The organism is Nocardioides malaquae, from assembly GCF_015070385.1.
Classification (GTDB): Bacteria; Actinomycetota; Actinomycetes; order Propionibacteriales; family Nocardioidaceae; genus Nocardioides; species Nocardioides malaquae.
This window is the reverse complement of the sequence record NZ_JADCSA010000005.1, coordinates 127,051-142,692: the sequence shown is the minus strand read 5'-3', so window position 1 is coordinate 142,692 and position 15,642 is coordinate 127,051. Positions and strand designations below refer to the sequence as shown.

The window sequence follows — 15,642 nt, the reverse complement described above, 5'->3', positions numbered from 1 at the left end:
CCCGGACCACACAGCACTTGGGAGGCATTGCATGTCCGAACGACTCACGTCCCTGGCCGAGGCCGGAGTGTCCATCTGGCTCGACGACCTGTCGAGGGAGAGGTTGACCAGCGGCACGCTCGCCGGCCTGGTCACCTCCTCCTCGGTCGTCGGAGTGACGACCAACCCGACCATCTTCGCCAGCGCCCTCGCCAAGGGGCACGGGTACGACGAGGCGGTGGGTCGGCTCGCTGCCGAGGGAGTCGAGTCCGAGGAGGCAGTCTTCCGCCTGACCAGCGACGACGTCAGGGATGCCTGTGACGTCTTCGCCGACGTCCACGCCGCGAGTGACGGCGTCGACGGCCGCGTCTCGATCGAGGTCTCTCCCGTCGTCGCCGACGACACCGAGGCCACGGTGGACCAGGCCGTGCGCCTGTGGGAGACCATCGACCGGCCCAACCTGCTGATCAAGATCCCGGCCACCCGGGCTGGCCTTCCGGCGATCACCGAGGTGATCGGTCGCGGCATCAGCGTCAACGTCACGTTGATCTTCGCCATCGCGCGCTACCGCGAGGTGATGGAGGCGTACGTCGCCGGGCTCGAGCAGGCCGCACGCAACGGTCACGACCTCTCGCGGATCCACTCGGTCGCCTCCTTCTTCGTCTCCCGCGTCGACAGCGAGGTGGACGCCCGACTGGACGCCCTGGGTGCCGACCCGTCCCTCAAGGGGCGTGCCGCCCTGGCCAACGCGCGACTCGCCCACCGCGAGTTCACCCAGTTCTTCGCCGGTGACCGGTGGGACACCCTCGTCGCCCAGGGCGCCCGGGCGCAGCGTCCCTTGTGGGCGTCGACGGGCGTCAAGAACCCCGCCTACCCCGACACGATGTACGTCACGGACCTGGTGGTGCCGGGCACGGTGAACACCATGCCGGAGCCGACGCTCGAGGCCTTCGCCGACCACGGCCAGGTGCGGGGCGACCAGGTCACGCCGCACTACGACGAGGCCGAGCGCACGATGCAGGAGCTCTCCTCCGCAGGCATCGACCTCGACGACGTCATCGCGACCCTGGAGAAGGAGGGCGTCGAGAAGTTCGTGACGTCCTGGAACGAGCTCCTCGAGACGGTGCGTGACAACCTGGACAAGGCCGCCCAGGCATGAGCGACTCGCGGAACGACCTGGTCCTCCGCACCTCGCTGCCGGAGGGGGCAGACGCCGAGGCCATCCTGGCCCAGCTCGTCGACCAACAGGTCGCCAGCCGACTCTTTGCCCGTGACTCCGCGCTCTGGGGCCCCGCCGCCGAGGAGGAGGCGTCGCAACGGCTTGGGTGGGTCGACCTCCCGCACAGCTCGCGTCCCCTCGTGGGTCGGGTCGAGACGCTGCGTGACCGCTTCCTGGGCCAAGGGGTCGATCGGGTGGTGCTCTGCGGCATGGGGGGCTCCTCCCTCGCGCCCGAGGTCATCTGCGCGGACGCCGGCGTCGACCTGGTCGTGCTCGACTCCTCCCATCCCGACGTCGTGCGCCGGGTCGTCGACGAGGAGATCGCGCGCACGGTCGTCGTGGTCTCCTCGAAGTCCGGTGGCACGGTGGAGACCGACAGCCAGCGCCGCGCCTACGAGCAGGCCTTCACCGACGCGGGCATCGACCCGTCCGAGCGGATCGTGGTGGTCACCGACCCCGGTTCGGCACTGGAGGAGTACGCCCAGCAGCACGGCATGACGGTCGTCCTCGCCGACCCGGAGGTCGGTGGCCGCTACTCGGCACTCTCCGCCTTCGGGCTGGTGCCCTCCGGGCTGGCGGGCGTCGACGTCGCTGCCCTGCTGGACGACGCCGCCGAACTGCTCCCGCGGCTCGCGGCCGACGATGCCGACAATCCCGGGCTGCGCCTCGGTGCCCTGCTCGCCGCGGCCGCACAGCGCGGTGTCGACAAGGTGGTGCTCGGAGACGCCTCCCGCTCCCCCAACGGCTTCGCGGCCTGGGTGGAGCAGCTGGTCGCGGAGTCCACCGGCAAGGAGTCGAGGGGCACGCTGCCCATCGACGTGGGATCCGTCCTGGCTCCCACCTTCTCCCCGGCCTCCGCCGACTCGGTCCTGGTGGCGCTGGGCTCGGAGTCCGCCGTGCCGCAGGCCCCCTCGGGGTGGTCGGCCGCGCTCGACGGCTCGCTCGCGGCGCAGATGCTCACCTGGGAGGTGGCCACCGCCGTGGCCGGCCGACTGCTCGACATCAACCCCTTCGACCAGCCCGACGTCGAGAGCGCCAAGGCGGCCGCGCGAGAGATGCTGGAGGGTGCCGCGGAGACCTGGCCCCCGGCCTTCACCGACGGCGACGTCCAGGTCTTCGTGGCCGGGGAGTGGCTGCCGGGCGGCGTGAACAGCGTGGGTGACGCCGTCGACCACCTGCTCTCCCTGGTGGACCCTGACCGCGGCTACCTCGCCGTGCAGGCCTACCTGGACCGCGACCGGGACGACCAGGTGCTCGCACTGCGAGACGCACTGGCGCTGCGGACCCGCCGTCCCGTCACCTTCGGGTGGGGCCCCCGTTTCCTCCACTCCACGGGCCAGTACCACAAGGGTGGACCCCCGCAGGGTGTGTTCCTCCAGCTCACCGGAGCGGTGGAGGGTGACCTCGCCGTGCCCGGACGGCCCTTCACCTTCGGCGAGTTCATCGAGGCACAGGCTGCCGGCGACGCGCAGGTCCTGGGCGGGCGGGGTCGCCCGGTGCTACGCCTCCACGTGGGCCGGCCCGAGGCACTCTCCCATCTGCGCGAGGCACTCGCCGGCGGTGCGGAGGCCCGGGCATGACCGGCAGCCGTCGTCCGTACACCAACCCCCTGCGGGACCTGCGCGACCGACGGCTGCCGCGGATTGCCGGCCCCTGCAGCATGGTCATCTTCGGGGTGACCGGCGACCTGTCGCGCAAGAAGGTCATGCCGGCGATCTACGACCTCGCCAACCGTGGCCTCCTGCCGCCCGGGTTCAGCCTCGTGGGCTTCGCCCGACGGGACTGGGAGGACCAGGACTTCGCCCAGGTCGTCCGTGACGCCGTGGAGCAGCACGCGCGCACGGAGTTCCGGGCCGAGGTGTGGGAGCAGCTGTCGGAGGGTTTCCGGTTCGTCGCCGGTGACTTCGACGACGACGTGGCCTTCGACCAGCTCCGTACGACCCTGGGCGAGCTCGACCGGGAGCGCGGCACCGGGGGCAACCACGCCTTCTACCTGGCGATCCCCCCGGGCCTCTTCGCCACGGTCGCCCACCAGCTCAAGGAGCACTCGCTGGTCGACGGGGGCGAGGACGCCTGGCGTCGAGTCGTGGTGGAGAAGCCCTTCGGCCACGACCTCGAGTCCGCCCAGGAACTCAACCGCGCTCTGGCCGAGGTCTTCCCCTCCGGCTCGGTCTTCCGGATCGACCACTACCTGGGCAAGGAGACCGTCCAGAACATCCTGGCCCTGCGCTTCGCCAACAACCTGTTCGAGCCCATCTGGAACGCCAACTACGTCGACCACGTGCAGATCACCATGGCCGAGGACATCGGCATCGGCGGTCGCGCCGGCTACTACGACGGCATCGGGGCCGCTCGCGACGTGATCCAGAACCACCTGCTGCAACTCATGGCGCTCGTGGCGATGGAGGAACCGACCAGCTTCACGGCCGACGGACTGCGCCTCGAGAAGGAGAAGGTGCTGGCCTCGGTGGTGCTGCCGCGTCGCCTCGACCTGCACACCGCTCGCGCCCAGTACGCCGCTGGCTGGCAGGGCGGGCGCGAGGTCGTGGGTTTCCTCGAGGAGGAAGGCATCGACCCGGGCTCCACGACCGAGACCTACGCGGCGGTGCGCCTCGACGTCGCGAACCGCCGTTGGGCTGGGGTGCCGTTCTACCTGCGGACCGGGAAGCGACTGGGGCGGCGGGTGACGGAGGTGGCGGTCGTCTTCAAGCGCGCACCCCACCTGCCCTTCGCCGAGACGGCCACCGAGGAGCTGACGTCCAACGCGATCGTGATCCGCATCCAGCCCGACGAGGGTGTGACCATGCGATTCGGCTCCAAGGTGCCCGGCACCCACATGGAGATCCGTGACGTCACGATGGACTTCGACTACGGCGACTCCTTCACCGAGTCCAGCCCCGAGGCCTACGAACGCCTCATCCTGGACGTCCTGCTGGGCGACCCTCCCCTCTTCCCGCGGCACGAGGAGGTCGAGCTCTCCTGGCAGATCCTCGACCCCGTCCTCGAGCACTGGGCCCGCCGAGGCACCCCGGACACCTACCCGGCGGGCACCTGGGGGCCCGCGTCGGCCGACGAGATGCTCGCCCGTGACGGTCGGCAGTGGAGGAGGCCCTGATGATCGAGCTGGAAGACACCACGTCGTCGCAGATCGCCCAGGCGTTCGTCCGCGACCGCCGGGGGGCGGGCGGCCCGACGATGGGCATGGTCCTCACCCTCGTGGTGGTGGTGGACGAGGACGAGGCCGACCAGGTCATGGAGGTCGCGCGCGAGGCGACCCGGGGCCATCCCTCCAGGGTGCTCGGGATCATCCTGGGGCAGGCCCGCGGACGCGGCAGGGTGGATGCCCACGTGGGTGTGGGCCGACGCTGGGGTGGTGAGGCCGCCCTGATCCGGCTCCGGGGCGCGGTCGTCAAGCATCCCGAGTCGGTGGTGCTGCCGCTCCTCCTGCCCGACTCGCCGGTCGCGGTGTGGTGGGCCTCCGACGGACCGGACGATCCCTCGGGTGATCCGCTCGGCTCCCTGGCCACACGTCGCCTCACCGACCTCGGCCAGAAGGCCTCCCCGCGTTCCACGGCAGCCCTACGTCGCTTCCGGCACTACCAGCCGGGTGACACGGACCTCGCCTGGACGCGACTGACGCTGTGGCGCGCGGTCCTGGCGGCGGTGCTCGACCAGCACCAGGTGAAGGTGACGGGCGGCCGCGTGCGGAGCGAGGCAGGCCACCCGAGCGCGTCGCTCCTCCGAGCCTGGCTGGCCGACCGGCTCAAGGTCGACATCGCCCTGGAGAGGTCGGAGGGACCCGCCGTCACAGAGGTGGTGCTGGAGACTGCGGAGGGCGACCTCTCCATCTCCCGTCCGGACGGGGGGCAGGCCACGCTGCGCACCCCCGGGCGTCCGGACCGCACGATCTCGCTCCGCATCCGGGACTGGCCCGAGCTCCTCTCCGAGGAGCTGCGCCACCTGGACCCCGACGAGGCCTACGCCGAGACGGTCGCCGCGCTGGTCGCCGCCGAGGAGGAGTCATGAAGGACCTGTACGTCCACCCGACCACTGACGCACTGTGCACGGGTGCCGCCAGGTGGTTCCTCCGTCGACTGGCTGCCGCGCAGGCTGCGGGCCGTACGCCCCATGTCGCACTGACCGGCGGCAGCCTGGCCGACCCGTTCCACCGGGAGGTGCGGCTCGGTGCCCCGGAGGCCGGAGTCGACCTGACACGGGTGCACTGGTGGTGGGGCGACGAACGCTTCGTCGCGGGCGGATCCGAGGAGCGCAACGACATCTCCGCCATGGCCGAGCTCCTCGGACCGGCAGGTGTGCCGGACAGTCACGTCCACCGGGTGCCTTCCTCCGACGCCACGGAGTCAGTCGAGTCGGCTGCCGCGCTCTACACGGACGCCCTCGCCACCCACGGTGTGGACGGGTTCGAGGTCGTGGTCCTCGGGCTCGGCCCGGACGGACATGTGGCGTCACTCTTCCCCGGTCGTCACCAGGTCTCCGACACGACGCTCGGTGCCGTGGCCGTGCACGACTCCCCCAAGCCCCCACCCCTGCGGGTGAGCCTCACACTCCCGGTGCTGAACAGCGCCCGTTCGGTGCTCTTCATCGCTGCGGGCAGCGGGAAGTCCGCCGCCGTTGCCGCAGCCCACCAGCCGGGCCCCGCGCTCGACTGCCCGGCGCGCGCCGTGAGGGGCCGCGTCGAGACGGGGTGGTTCCTGGACGAGGGCGCCGCCAGCGAGCTGGGGACCTGAACGTCCTCAGAAGATGATCTCGCCCGACTTGCGGCGCGAACGCAGGAGCTGGATGGCCTCCTGCAGGATGTCCTCGGCCTCGGTGTCGGAACGCCGTTCCTTCACATAGGCCAGGTGGGTCTTGTAGGGCTCGATCCGCGGAGCCGGCGGCGGGTTCTCCGCGTCCAGGCTGGCGGGGAGCCCACACTTCGGGCAGTCCCAGGACTCCGGGACCACGGCGTCGCGTGCGAACGACATCACCGACCGGTGCTCCCGTGAGCAGTGGAAGGTCACCTGCTTGCGCGGTGCGGCCTCCCCCCGCTCGGCCTCCCCCATCGGACCAGCACCGACCCGACTCCCTCGAATCGCGTTTCCTGCACCTGCCACTTCAAACCCCTCCCCAGAGTGAAATGCCGTTGGACGCTCAGCTGTAGGCGGTCAACAGTCCCAGCGCGATGACCGAGGCGAACCAGAGGACGCCCACGGCCACAGTGAACCTGTCGAGGTTCTTCTCCGCGACCGACGAACCCCCGAGGGAGCTCGACATGCCGCCACCGAACATGTCCGAAAGACCACCGCCCCGTCCCTTGTGGAGCAGGACCAACAGGATCATGGTCAGGCTCGTCAGGACGAGCAGGACTTGAAGAACGATTTCCACGTCAGGAACCTTACGTCACGTCGGGGGTGTCAGAGGACCGGCATGTCACGGAAGCGGCAGATCCCCGCGAATTCCTCGGCCTGCAGGCTCGCACCGCCGACCAGCGCACCGTCCACGTCGGGCTTCTCCATGATGCCGGCGACGTTGGCGGCCTTGACGGACCCGCCGTACAGCACGCGAAGACCGTCGGCGGCCGCGTCGCCGTGCACCTCACGCACCCGGTCACGGATGGCCGCGCAGACCTCCTGGGCGTCGTCGGGGGTGGCGACCTCTCCGGTGCCGATGGCCCAGACGGGTTCGTAGGCGACCACGAGACCGGCCACCTGCTCGGCGGTGAAGCCGGCCAGGGAGCCGTCGACCTGCGCAAGGGTGTGGGGCACGTGCTCCCCGGCCTTGCGCACCTCGAGGCCCTCACCGACGCAGACGATGGGCACCATGCCGGCGCCCAACGCCTGGTGGGCCTTCGCATTCACGACGGCGTCGGTCTCGGCGTGGTACTCGCGCCGCTCCGAGTGACCGACCACGACGTAGCTGCAGCCGAGCTTGGCGAGCATGCCCGAGGAGATCTCCCCCGTGTAGGCCCCCGACTCGTGCACCGACACGTCCTGGGCGCCGTACTTGATCTTGAGCCGGTCACCGTCGACCAGCGTCTGGACCGAGCGGAGGTCGGTGAACGGCGGGACGACCACGACCTCGACCTGCTCGTGGTCGTGCTTCTTGTCCTCCAGCGTCCAGGCGAGCTTCTGCACCAGGACGACAGCCTCCTGGTGGTTCAGGTTCATCTTCCAGTTGCCGGCCATCAGGGGCGTGCGCGAAGCCATCGGTGTGCTACCTCGTGTCAGGGTCTGTGGGTGGGCCGACCCGGGTGGGCCGGAACGGGTGGGTGCGTCAGCGCTCGATGACGGCGATGCCGGGCAGTTCCTTGCCCTCGAGGTACTCCAGGCTCGCCCCACCGCCGGTCGAGATGTGCCCGAAGGCCGTCTCGTCGAAGCCGAGGGCTCGGACCGCAGCGGCGGAGTCGCCGCCACCGACCACGGAGAGACCCGGGACCTCGGTGAGCGCCTGGGCCACTGCCCGGGTGCCCTCCGCGAAGGCGTCGACCTCGAAGACGCCCATGGGGCCGTTCCAGAAGACCGTACGCGCGTCGGCGAGCGCCGCCGCGAACGCGGCACCCGACGTCGGGCCGATGTCGAGACCGAGCGCGTCGGCCGGGATCTCGGAGGAGGCGACCACGCGAGGCGTGGGGGTCACGTCCCCGGACGGGAACTGCGTGTCGACCACGACGTCGCTGGGGAGCAGGATCTCGACCCCCTTCGCCTCGGCGCGCTCGAGGTAGGAGCGGCAGGTGTCGAGCTGGTCCTCCTCGAGGAGGCTCTTGCCCACCTCGTGGCCCTGGGCCTTGAGGAAGGTGAAGACCATGCCGCCGCCGATGAGGATCTTGTCGGCCTTCTCCAGCAGGTTGTCGATGACGCCGAGCTTGTCCGACACCTTCGACCCGCCGAGCACGACGACGTAGGGACGCTGCGGCTCCACCGTGAGCCGGCGGAGCACGTCGATCTCGGCCGACACCAGGTCGCCCATGGCGCTCGGGAGACGCAGGGCGACGTCGTAGACGGACGCCTGCTTGCGGTGGACCACGCCGAAGCCGTCGGAGACGAAGGCGTCGGCCAGCTGCGAGAGCTGGTCGGCGAAGGCACCGCGCACGGCGTCGTCCTTGCTGGTCTCACCGGCGTTGAAGCGCACGTTCTCCAGGAGCGCGACGTCCCCGTCGCCCAGGCCGGCGACCACCTGGCTCGCGGACTCACCGACCGTGTCGGTGGCGAAGGCGACCGGCTGGCCCAGGAGTTGGCCGAGCCGCTCGGCGACGGGAGCGAGGCTGTACTTCGCGTCCGGTTCACCCTTGGGACGACCCAGGTGGGCGGTCACGACCACGCGGGCGCCGGCGGCGGTGAGCCGGCGCAGGGTCGGGACCGACGCACGGATGCGTCCGTCGTCGGTGATGGTGGAACCGTCCAGGGGGACGTTGAGGTCCGACCGGACCAGGACGCGCTTGCCGCGCAGGTCGCCGAGCGACTCGATGGTGTTCATGTCTGCTGGTGTCTCCTCGACGCCGTGGGTCAGAGCGAGGCGCCGACGTGACCGATGAGGTCGACCAGGCGGTTGGAGTAGCCCCACTCGTTGTCGTACCAACCGGCGACCTTGACCTGGTTGCCGATGACCTTGGTCAGGGGCGCGTCGAAGATGCAGGAGGCCGGGTCGGTGACGATGTCGGAGGAGACGATCGGGTCGGTGGAGTAGCGCAGGAACTTGCCGTCGGCGGCCGCCTTGACGATCTCGTTGACCTCGTCGACGGTGGTCTCGCGGCCGGCCTCGAAGGAGAGGTCGGTCAGGGAGCCGGTCGGCGTGGGCACACGCAGGGCGTAGCCGTCGAGCTTGCCCTTCAGCTCGGGCAGCACCAGGCCGATCGCCTTCGCCGCACCGGTCGAGGTGGGCACGATGTTGAGGGCGGCGGCGCGCGCACGACGCAGGTCCTTGTGGATGTTGTCGTGCAGGTTCTGGTCCGCGGTGTACGCGTGGATGGTGGTCATCAGGCCCTTGTTGATGCCGAGCGCGTCATTGAGCGCCTTCGCCATCGGAGCCAGGCAGTTGGTGGTGCAGGACGCGTTGGAGATGACATGGTGCTTGTCGGCGTCGTAGAGGTCGTGGTTCACGCCCATCACCACGGTGATGTCCTCGTTGGAGGCGGGGGCGGAGATGATGACCTTCTTGGCGCCGGCCTCGCGGTGGGCGGCAGCCTTGGTGGCGTCGGTGAAGAAACCGGTGGACTCGACGACGACGTCGACACCCAGGTCGCCCCACTTGAGGTCGGCCGGGTTGCGCTCGCCGAACGCGGCGATCTCCTGGTCCCCGACCTTGATCGAGCTGTCGGTGGAGGTGACGTCACCCTCGAGACGGCCCAGGATCGAGTCGTACTTCAGCAGGTGGGCCAGGCTCGCGTTGTCCGTCAGGTCGTTGACGCCGACGACCTCGATGTCGGCACCCGACGCCTGGACGGCACGGAAGAAGTTGCGGCCGATGCGGCCGAAGCCGTTGATTCCAACACGAACAGTCACAGTCACTCCTGAGTAGCGGTGGTCGAACGACAACCGCGACTTTATCGCGACCCGACGCGCGGCTTCGCGCCGCGGTCCGCCGATGGACCGCGGCCGCGGTCGGTACCCCCGCCGTGCGGGGAGGGGGTCACCCCTCCTCGGCCAGCATCTCCGGGGTCAGGGAGGACTCGGTGTCCGGCACGCCGAGCTCCTCGGCACGCTTGTCGGCCATCGCGAGCAGCCGACGGATCCGCCCCGCGATCGCGTCCTTGGTGAGCACCGGGTCGTGGAGCTGACCGAGCTCCTCCAAGGAGGCCTGCTTGTGCTCCAGGCGCAGCGACCCCGCCTGCTTGAGGTGGTCGGGCACCTCCTCGCCCAGGATCTCCAGGGCCCGTTCCACCCGGGCTCCCGCGGCCACGGCAGCCCGGGCGGAGCGCCGCAGGTTCGCGTCGTCGAAGTTGGCCAGCCGGTTGGCCGTGGCGCGCACCTCGCGACGCATCCGCCGCTCCTCCCACGCCAGCAAGGTCTCGTGGGCGCCCAGCCGGGTGAGGAGCGCGCCGATGGCGTCCCCGTCCCGGATCACGACGCGGTCCACTCCCCTGACCTCGCGGGCCTTGGCCTGGATGCCGAGGCGCCGGGCCACACCGACGAGCGCGAGGGCGGCCTCGGGGCCGGGGCAGGTGACCTCCAACGACGACGAGCGACCCGGCTCGGTGAGTGAGCCGTGGGCCAGGAACGCGCCACGCCACGCAGCGACCGCGTCGCAACCACCCCCGGAGACCACCGCCGGCGGCAGACCGCGGACGGGGCGCCCGCGGCCGTCCAGCAGACCCGTCTGGCGGGCCAGTGCCTCGCCGTCCCGCACGATGCGTACGAGGTAGCGGGTGCCCTTGCGGATGCCGTTGCCCTGCACCATCGCGACCTCGGACTGGTGTCCGTAGATCTCCGCGATGTCCTTGCGCAACCGGCGCGCGGCGGCGCCGGTGTCGACCTCGGCCTCGACGACCACGCGGCCCGAGACGATGTGGAGTCCACCGGCGAAGCGCAGGAGGGAGGCCACCTCCGCCTTGCGACAACACGTCTTGGTGATCTGTGTGTTCGCCAGCTCCGCCTTGACCTGTGCCGTCATCGCCATGGGCGGCATCCTGCCACGCGCGGGCAAGTGACAGGGCGCCCAGCACGCAGCTCGCCCTCCACCCACGTCACCGGTGCCCGCCCGCACTCACCACGTCATCAGCTGACGCAGCGTCGCGGCCAGACGCACGGGGTCGTGACGGGGCTCCCCGGCCACCGCCACGTCGTCGAGCACGAGTGTCGCGCCGAGCGCGGCGACGTCGCGCTGCAGTGCCTCCACGTCGGGCACCGCACCCCGGTCAGCGACCACGGCGTGGACCTCCAGGCCGGGAGCGTGGCGCGCCAGGGCACGTACGTGGTCACAGGGACCGAAGCCCTGGGTCTCGCCCTCCTGGTCGGTGAGGTTGAGCACCACGACGATGCGGGCCGAGGTGGTCAGCAGTGCCTGTCGCAGGCCGGGCACCATCAGGTGCGGGATCACCGAGGTGAACCACGAACCGGGTCCGAGCACCACCCACTCGGCCGTCAGGATCGCCTGCACCGCCTCCGGGCAGGCCTCGGGGGCCACCGGGTCGAGGGCGACGGAGAGGATGTCGCCCGCCGCGCTGGCGACCTCGACCTGGCCACGCACGGTGCGCACCACCTCGCCCTGGGACTGCTGGTCCCGCACCAGGGCGGTGATGTCCATCGGGGTGGTGGCCATCGGCAGCACCCGGCCCCGGGCACCGAGCAGGGTCCCGGCCCAGTCGAGGGCCCGCACGTGGTCGCCCATCAGCTCCCAGAGTCCCACCAGCACGAGGTTGCCGATCGCGTGACCCTGCATGTCGCCCTCGCCGCCGAAGCGGTGCTGGAAGAGCTGCGCCCAGGTCTGGCCCCACTCGTCCTCGCCGCACAGGGCGGCCAGAGCCATCCGCAGGTCACCGGGCGGAAGCACACCGAACTGTTGGCGCAGTCGCCCGGACGACCCACCGTTGTCGGCGACCGTCACCACCGCGGTGATGGTGTCCACGTCCAGCGAGTCGTGCAACGTCCTCAAGGCACTCAGCGTCGCGTGCAGCCCGTGGCCCCCACCCATCGCCACGACTGCCTGGGAGACGGGCACCGTCACTCCCGTCCCAGGTCGCGGTGGACCGAGCGGACGTCCAGACCGGCGTCGGCGAGCCGGCGAGCGATCTCCTCGGCCATCGCCACGCTGCGGTGCTTGCCCCCGGTGCACCCGACAGCCACCGTCATGAAGCGCTTGCCCTCGTTGAGGAAGCCGTCCGCCACCAGCTGGAGCACGGGAAGGTAGGCGTCCAGGAAGGGCTCGGCCCCCGGCTGGCTGCGCACGTACTCGGCGACGTCGGCGTCACGACCGGTGTGCGGGCGCAGCTCCGGCACCCAGTGGGGGTTCGGCAGGAACCGCATGTCGGCCACGAAGTCGGCGTCGACGGGGATGCCGTACTTGAAGCCGAAGCTGATGACGGTCACCTTGAGCTTGCGGGCTTCCACCGAGCCGAAGTGGCTGGCGATGCGGTGGGTCAGCTGGTGGACGTTGAGGCCCGTGGTGTCGATGAGCAGGTCGGCGCGGCCCCGGAGCTTGCGCAGCACGACCCGCTCCCGCTCGAGCCCGTCGAGCAGTCGTCCCGCCCCCTGCAGCGGGTGAGGACGGCGCACCGCCTCCTGGCGACGGACCAGCTCGTCGTCGGTGGCCTCGAGGTAGACGATCGTGGTCGGGCGTCCGGTGCTGCCCTCGTAGCGCTGGGAGGCGAGGTCCTCGAAGAACGTGCCGGAGCGTACGTCCACGACCACGGCCACCGGCTGCGAGACGCCACGCTCGGCGTCCACCATCGCCACCACGTCGGGCACCAGGGTCGGGGGCAGGTTGTCGACGACGAAGTAGCCGAGGTCCTCCAGCTCCTTCGCGGCCGTGCTCCGTCCTGCCCCGGTCATGCCGGTGATGATCACGAGCTCGCCTGGCTGGTCGCCCATCACTCCTCCTCGATCTCGCCTGTGGCGGTGTTGATCCGGGGCCCAGTCTGACGCGCCCCGTCCTGACGCGTGAGTGCGTCCACGATCGCGGCTGCCGTCGCGGGACCGATGCCCGGCACGGTGGCGATCTCCTCGACCTGCGCGGCGCGCAGCTTCTTGAGTGACCCGAAGTGGCGCAGCAACGCCTTGCGGCGGATCTCCCCCAGGCCCGGCACGTCGTCGAGCAGGCTCTCCACCATCGTCCGGGAGCGGCGACCGCGGTGGTGCGCGATGGCGAACCGGTGGGCCTCGTCGCGGATCCGCTGGAGCAGGTAGAGCCCCTCGCTGGTGCGCGGGAGGATGACGGGGTCCTCCTCCCCCGGCACCCAGACCTCCTCGAGCCGCTTCGCCAGTCCGCAGACCGGGATGTCGCCCACCCCCAGCTCCTCCATGGCCCGGGCTGCCGCGGCCACCTGTGGTGCGCCGCCGTCGACGACCACCAGCGAGGGGGCGTACGCGAACTTGCGCGGGCGGCCGGTGTCGGGGTCCACGAGCACGGGGCCCTCGGCGGTCGACGACTCCGCGACCCGCCCCTGCTCGTCGAGGAGTCGCCGGAAGCGGCGCGTGATGACCTCGTGCATGGAGGCGACGTCGTTCTGTCCCTCCACGTCACGCACGACGAAGCGGCGGTACTCCGACTTCCGCGCCAGTCCGTCCTCGAAGACGACCATCGACGCGACGACCTCGGTGCCCTGCAGGTTGGAGACGTCGAAGCACTCGATGCGCAACGGCACCTCGTCCAGCTCCAACGCCTCCTGGATCTCCTCCAGGGCCTTGTTGCGGGTCGTCAGGTCGCTGGCCCGCTTCGTCTTGTGCAGCGCAAGTCCTTGCGCGGCGTTGCGGGCCACCGTCTCCTGGAGCGTCTTCTTGTCGCCCCGCTGCGGCACGCGCAGACGCACCCGGCTGCCGCGCAGGGAGGTCAGCAGCTCCTCGATGGTGGCGACGTCGGGCGGCAGGGCGGGGACGAGGACCTCCCGCGGGATGGCGTCGGGGTCGTCGGCGTAGAGCTGCAGCAGGAACTCCTCGACCAGCTCGGGTGTGCCGCTCTCGTCCGCACGGTCGGCGACCCAGCCACGCTGCCCCCGGATGCGTCCACCACGCACGTGGAAGACCTGGACGGCCACCTCGAGCGGGTCCTCGGCCAGGGCCACGACGTCGGCGTCGGTGCCGTCGGGCAGCACCACGACCTGCTTCTCCAGGGCGCGGTGAAGTGCCCCGAGGTCGTCACGCAGCCGCGCCGCCTTCTCGAAGTCCAAGGCCTCGGACGCGGCGTACATCTCCCGCTCCACCCGCTTGACGAAGGCGTCGGTGTTGCCGGCCATGAAGTCGCAGAGGTCGTCGACGATCCGCCGGTGCTCCTCGGCGCTGACGTTGCCCACGCACGGGGCCGCGCACTTGTCGATGTAGCCCAGCAGGCACGGGCGACCGATCTGGCCGGACCGGTTGAAGACGCCCTTCGTGCAGGAACGCATCGGGAAGACGCGCAGCAGCTGGTCGACCGTCTCGCGGATCGCCCACGCGTGCCCGTAGGGCCCGAAGTAGCGGACACCCTTCTTCTTGGCGCCCCGGCCGACCATCACCCGGGGGAACTCCTCGCCGACGGTCACGGCCAGCCACGGGTAGGACTTGTCGTCGCGGTACTTGACGTTGAAGCGGGGGTCGAACTCCTTGATCCAGGAGTACTCGAGCTGGAGGGCCTCCACCTCCGTGCGCACGACCGTCCACTCGACGCTCGCCCCCGTGGTGACCATGGTGGCGGTGCGTGGGTGCAGGTGGGAGATGTCCTGGAAGTAGGACGACAGACGGGAGCGCAGGTTCTTCGCCTTGCCCACGTAGATGACCCGACCGCGGGAGTCCCGGAAGCGGTAGACCCCCGGCTGGGTGGGGATCGACCCGGGGGCGGGTCGGTACGTTGCTGGGCTGGCCACGCGTCCAGCCTACGGATCGGCGCGAGGCAGGGTCCGTGTGACCCGCACGGGTACTTCAGGCGGTGAAGATCCGTCCGTCGCGGACCTCGATCTCGACCGGAGGCAGCGCCGATCTCGCGGGGCCGCCGAGGACCGAGCCGTCGGTCAGGTCGAACCGGCTCCCGTGGCAGCGGCACGGGATGTGACCCTCCGTGGAGGAGGCGACGAAGCACCCCTTGTGGGAGCACTCGGCCTCGAAGGCCCGGAAGTCACCCTCCACCGGCTGGGTGACGACGGTGCCCTTGGGGGCGAATACCTGGCAACCACCGACGGGCACGTCGGTGGTCAGGGCGACCTCGCCACCGGGCACCGGGGGACGAACCTGGGAGAACTGCGGGTCCTCCGACGGATTGCCGCACGCTGCAGCGACGGGGGCCATCGCGACACCTGCTCCTGCGGCGAGCACACGACGGCGGCTGGGGGGCTGACTCACACGTCCTCCTGACGACTCGCCGACAGCATAGGCAGCCGCTGGTGACGGCTCGGCACCGGTCGATCAGCGCTCGGTCGCAGTGACGACTCCGTCACGCACCTCGACCGGCACCTCGGTGAGAGCAGCCTCGGCGGGCCCCTTCAGGACAGCTCCGTCGGCGAGGGAGAACTCGCTCCCGTGACACGTGCAGGGGATGACCCCGTCCTTCGACGACGACACGAGGCACCCCTGGTGCGTGCAGGCGGCGCTGAACGCCTTGAACTCGCCCTCCGCCGGCTGGGTCACGACGATCTTCTCCTCGGCGAGCACCGCACACCCCTGCACCGGCACGTCGGAGGTGGCGACCAGGGCCGTGCCCGAAGCGGGGGGAGGTGGCACGTCGACCTCGCCCGACTCCTCGCCGCAGGCCGCGAGCAGCGGCACGGCGGCCAGCCCGGAGCCGGACGCAAGGACTCCGCAACGCGTGATCGGAAGCGACATGAG

Annotated in this window: 16 protein-coding genes; 5 read left to right on the top strand and 11 right to left on the bottom strand. The window is 70.7% G+C overall.

What is annotated here, in order from left to right:
* The first annotated feature begins 31 nt into the window (after window positions 1-31).
* From tal to pgl, 5 genes are read left to right on the top strand one after another with little or no spacing between them, the layout of a single operon-like run.
* Window positions 32-1,138, top strand: coding sequence for a transaldolase (tal, locus tag IEQ44_RS06900; RefSeq protein ID WP_193637700.1), 1,107 nt, complete (start codon window positions 32-34; stop codon window positions 1,136-1,138).
* Window positions 1,135-2,778 carry a phosphoglucose isomerase-related protein gene (locus IEQ44_RS06895; RefSeq protein WP_193637699.1) on the top strand — a complete coding sequence of 548 codons (1,644 nt, stop codon included), beginning with the start codon at window positions 1,135-1,137 and terminating at the stop codon, window positions 2,776-2,778. Before tal ends, IEQ44_RS06895 begins: the two co-directional genes overlap by 4 nt.
* Window positions 2,775-4,313, top strand: coding sequence for a glucose-6-phosphate dehydrogenase (gene zwf, locus IEQ44_RS06890; RefSeq protein ID WP_193637698.1), 1,539 nt, complete (start codon window positions 2,775-2,777; stop codon window positions 4,311-4,313). Before IEQ44_RS06895 ends, zwf begins: the two co-directional genes overlap by 4 nt.
* A complete protein-coding gene (locus tag IEQ44_RS06885; RefSeq protein WP_193637697.1) occupies window positions 4,313-5,224 on the top strand; it encodes a glucose-6-phosphate dehydrogenase assembly protein OpcA in 912 nt (303 codons plus the stop codon). Before zwf ends, IEQ44_RS06885 begins: the two co-directional genes overlap by 1 nt.
* Complete coding sequence (gene pgl / locus IEQ44_RS06880; protein ID WP_193637696.1) at window positions 5,221-5,946, top strand: 6-phosphogluconolactonase; 726 nt, start codon at window positions 5,221-5,223, stop codon at window positions 5,944-5,946. The genes IEQ44_RS06885 and pgl overlap by 4 nt, the downstream gene beginning before the upstream one ends.
* Window positions 5,947-5,952: 6 nt before the next feature.
* Here pgl and IEQ44_RS06875 read toward each other — a convergent pair whose 3' ends face one another.
* The 11 genes from IEQ44_RS06875 to IEQ44_RS06825 form a co-directional block, all read right to left on the bottom strand.
* Entirely contained in the window at window positions 5,953-6,312 is a 360-nt protein-coding gene (locus IEQ44_RS06875; protein ID WP_193637695.1) for an RNA polymerase-binding protein RbpA, read from the bottom strand.
* Between the two features lie 37 nt (window positions 6,313-6,349).
* Window positions 6,350-6,583, bottom strand: a complete 234-nt coding sequence (gene secG, locus IEQ44_RS06870) for a preprotein translocase subunit SecG (RefSeq protein ID WP_193637694.1) — start codon at window positions 6,581-6,583, stop codon at window positions 6,350-6,352.
* 29 nt (window positions 6,584-6,612) lie between these two features.
* On the bottom strand, window positions 6,613-7,404 hold the full coding sequence (gene tpiA / locus IEQ44_RS06865; protein ID WP_193637693.1) for a triose-phosphate isomerase: 792 nt from the start codon (window positions 7,402-7,404) through the stop codon (window positions 6,613-6,615).
* 67 nt (window positions 7,405-7,471) lie between these two features.
* Complete coding sequence (locus IEQ44_RS06860) at window positions 7,472-8,671, bottom strand: phosphoglycerate kinase (RefSeq protein WP_193637692.1); 1,200 nt, start codon at window positions 8,669-8,671, stop codon at window positions 7,472-7,474.
* A gap of 29 nt (window positions 8,672-8,700) precedes the next feature.
* Complete coding sequence (gene gap, locus IEQ44_RS06855) at window positions 8,701-9,696, bottom strand: type I glyceraldehyde-3-phosphate dehydrogenase (RefSeq protein WP_193637691.1); 996 nt, start codon at window positions 9,694-9,696, stop codon at window positions 8,701-8,703.
* A 127-nt stretch (window positions 9,697-9,823) separates the two neighbouring features.
* Entirely contained in the window at window positions 9,824-10,810 is a 987-nt protein-coding gene (gene whiA, locus IEQ44_RS06850; protein ID WP_193637690.1) for a DNA-binding protein WhiA, read from the bottom strand.
* An 87-nt stretch (window positions 10,811-10,897) separates the two neighbouring features.
* The gene (locus tag IEQ44_RS06845; RefSeq protein WP_193637811.1) at window positions 10,898-11,824 is read right to left on the bottom strand and encodes a gluconeogenesis factor YvcK family protein; all 927 of its coding nucleotides are present in this window, start codon (window positions 11,822-11,824) and stop codon (window positions 10,898-10,900) included.
* Between the two features lie 29 nt (window positions 11,825-11,853).
* Window positions 11,854-12,720, bottom strand: a complete 867-nt coding sequence (rapZ, locus tag IEQ44_RS06840) for an RNase adapter RapZ (protein ID WP_193637689.1) — start codon at window positions 12,718-12,720, stop codon at window positions 11,854-11,856.
* On the bottom strand, window positions 12,720-14,687 hold the full coding sequence (gene uvrC / locus IEQ44_RS06835) for an excinuclease ABC subunit UvrC (protein WP_193637688.1): 1,968 nt from the start codon (window positions 14,685-14,687) through the stop codon (window positions 12,720-12,722). The genes rapZ and uvrC overlap by 1 nt, the downstream gene beginning before the upstream one ends.
* 55 nt (window positions 14,688-14,742) lie before the next feature.
* A complete protein-coding gene (locus IEQ44_RS06830) occupies window positions 14,743-15,159 on the bottom strand; it encodes a Rieske (2Fe-2S) protein (protein WP_319804537.1) in 417 nt (138 codons plus the stop codon).
* A gap of 63 nt (window positions 15,160-15,222) precedes the next feature.
* Complete coding sequence (locus IEQ44_RS06825) at window positions 15,223-15,639, bottom strand: Rieske (2Fe-2S) protein (RefSeq protein WP_193637687.1); 417 nt, start codon at window positions 15,637-15,639, stop codon at window positions 15,223-15,225.
* Window positions 15,640-15,642: the final 3 nt, after the last annotated feature.

Excerpts from the sequence above, each read along its gene's own strand:
- whiA (WP_193637690.1), bottom strand. The coding sequence starts at position 10,810 with ATGGCGATGACGGCACAGGTCAAGGCGGAGCTGGCGAACACACAGATC.
- pgl (WP_193637696.1), top strand. The coding sequence starts at position 5,221 with ATGAAGGACCTGTACGTCCACCCGACCACTGACGCACTGTGCACGGGT.
- IEQ44_RS06825 (WP_193637687.1), bottom strand. The coding sequence starts at position 15,639 with ATGTCGCTTCCGATCACGCGTTGCGGAGTCCTTGCGTCCGGCTCCGGG.
- tpiA (WP_193637693.1), bottom strand. The coding sequence starts at position 7,404 with ATGGCTTCGCGCACGCCCCTGATGGCCGGCAACTGGAAGATGAACCTG.
- IEQ44_RS06845 (WP_193637811.1), bottom strand. The coding sequence starts at position 11,824 with ATGGGTGGGGGCCACGGGCTGCACGCGACGCTGAGTGCCTTGAGGACG.
- rapZ (WP_193637689.1), bottom strand. The coding sequence starts at position 12,720 with ATGGGCGACCAGCCAGGCGAGCTCGTGATCATCACCGGCATGACCGGG.
- zwf (WP_193637698.1), top strand. The coding sequence starts at position 2,775 with ATGACCGGCAGCCGTCGTCCGTACACCAACCCCCTGCGGGACCTGCGC.
- IEQ44_RS06860 (WP_193637692.1), bottom strand. The coding sequence starts at position 8,671 with ATGAACACCATCGAGTCGCTCGGCGACCTGCGCGGCAAGCGCGTCCTG.
- IEQ44_RS06895 (WP_193637699.1), top strand. The coding sequence starts at position 1,135 with ATGAGCGACTCGCGGAACGACCTGGTCCTCCGCACCTCGCTGCCGGAG.
- IEQ44_RS06885 (WP_193637697.1), top strand. The coding sequence starts at position 4,313 with ATGATCGAGCTGGAAGACACCACGTCGTCGCAGATCGCCCAGGCGTTC.
- tal (WP_193637700.1), top strand. The coding sequence starts at position 32 with ATGTCCGAACGACTCACGTCCCTGGCCGAGGCCGGAGTGTCCATCTGG.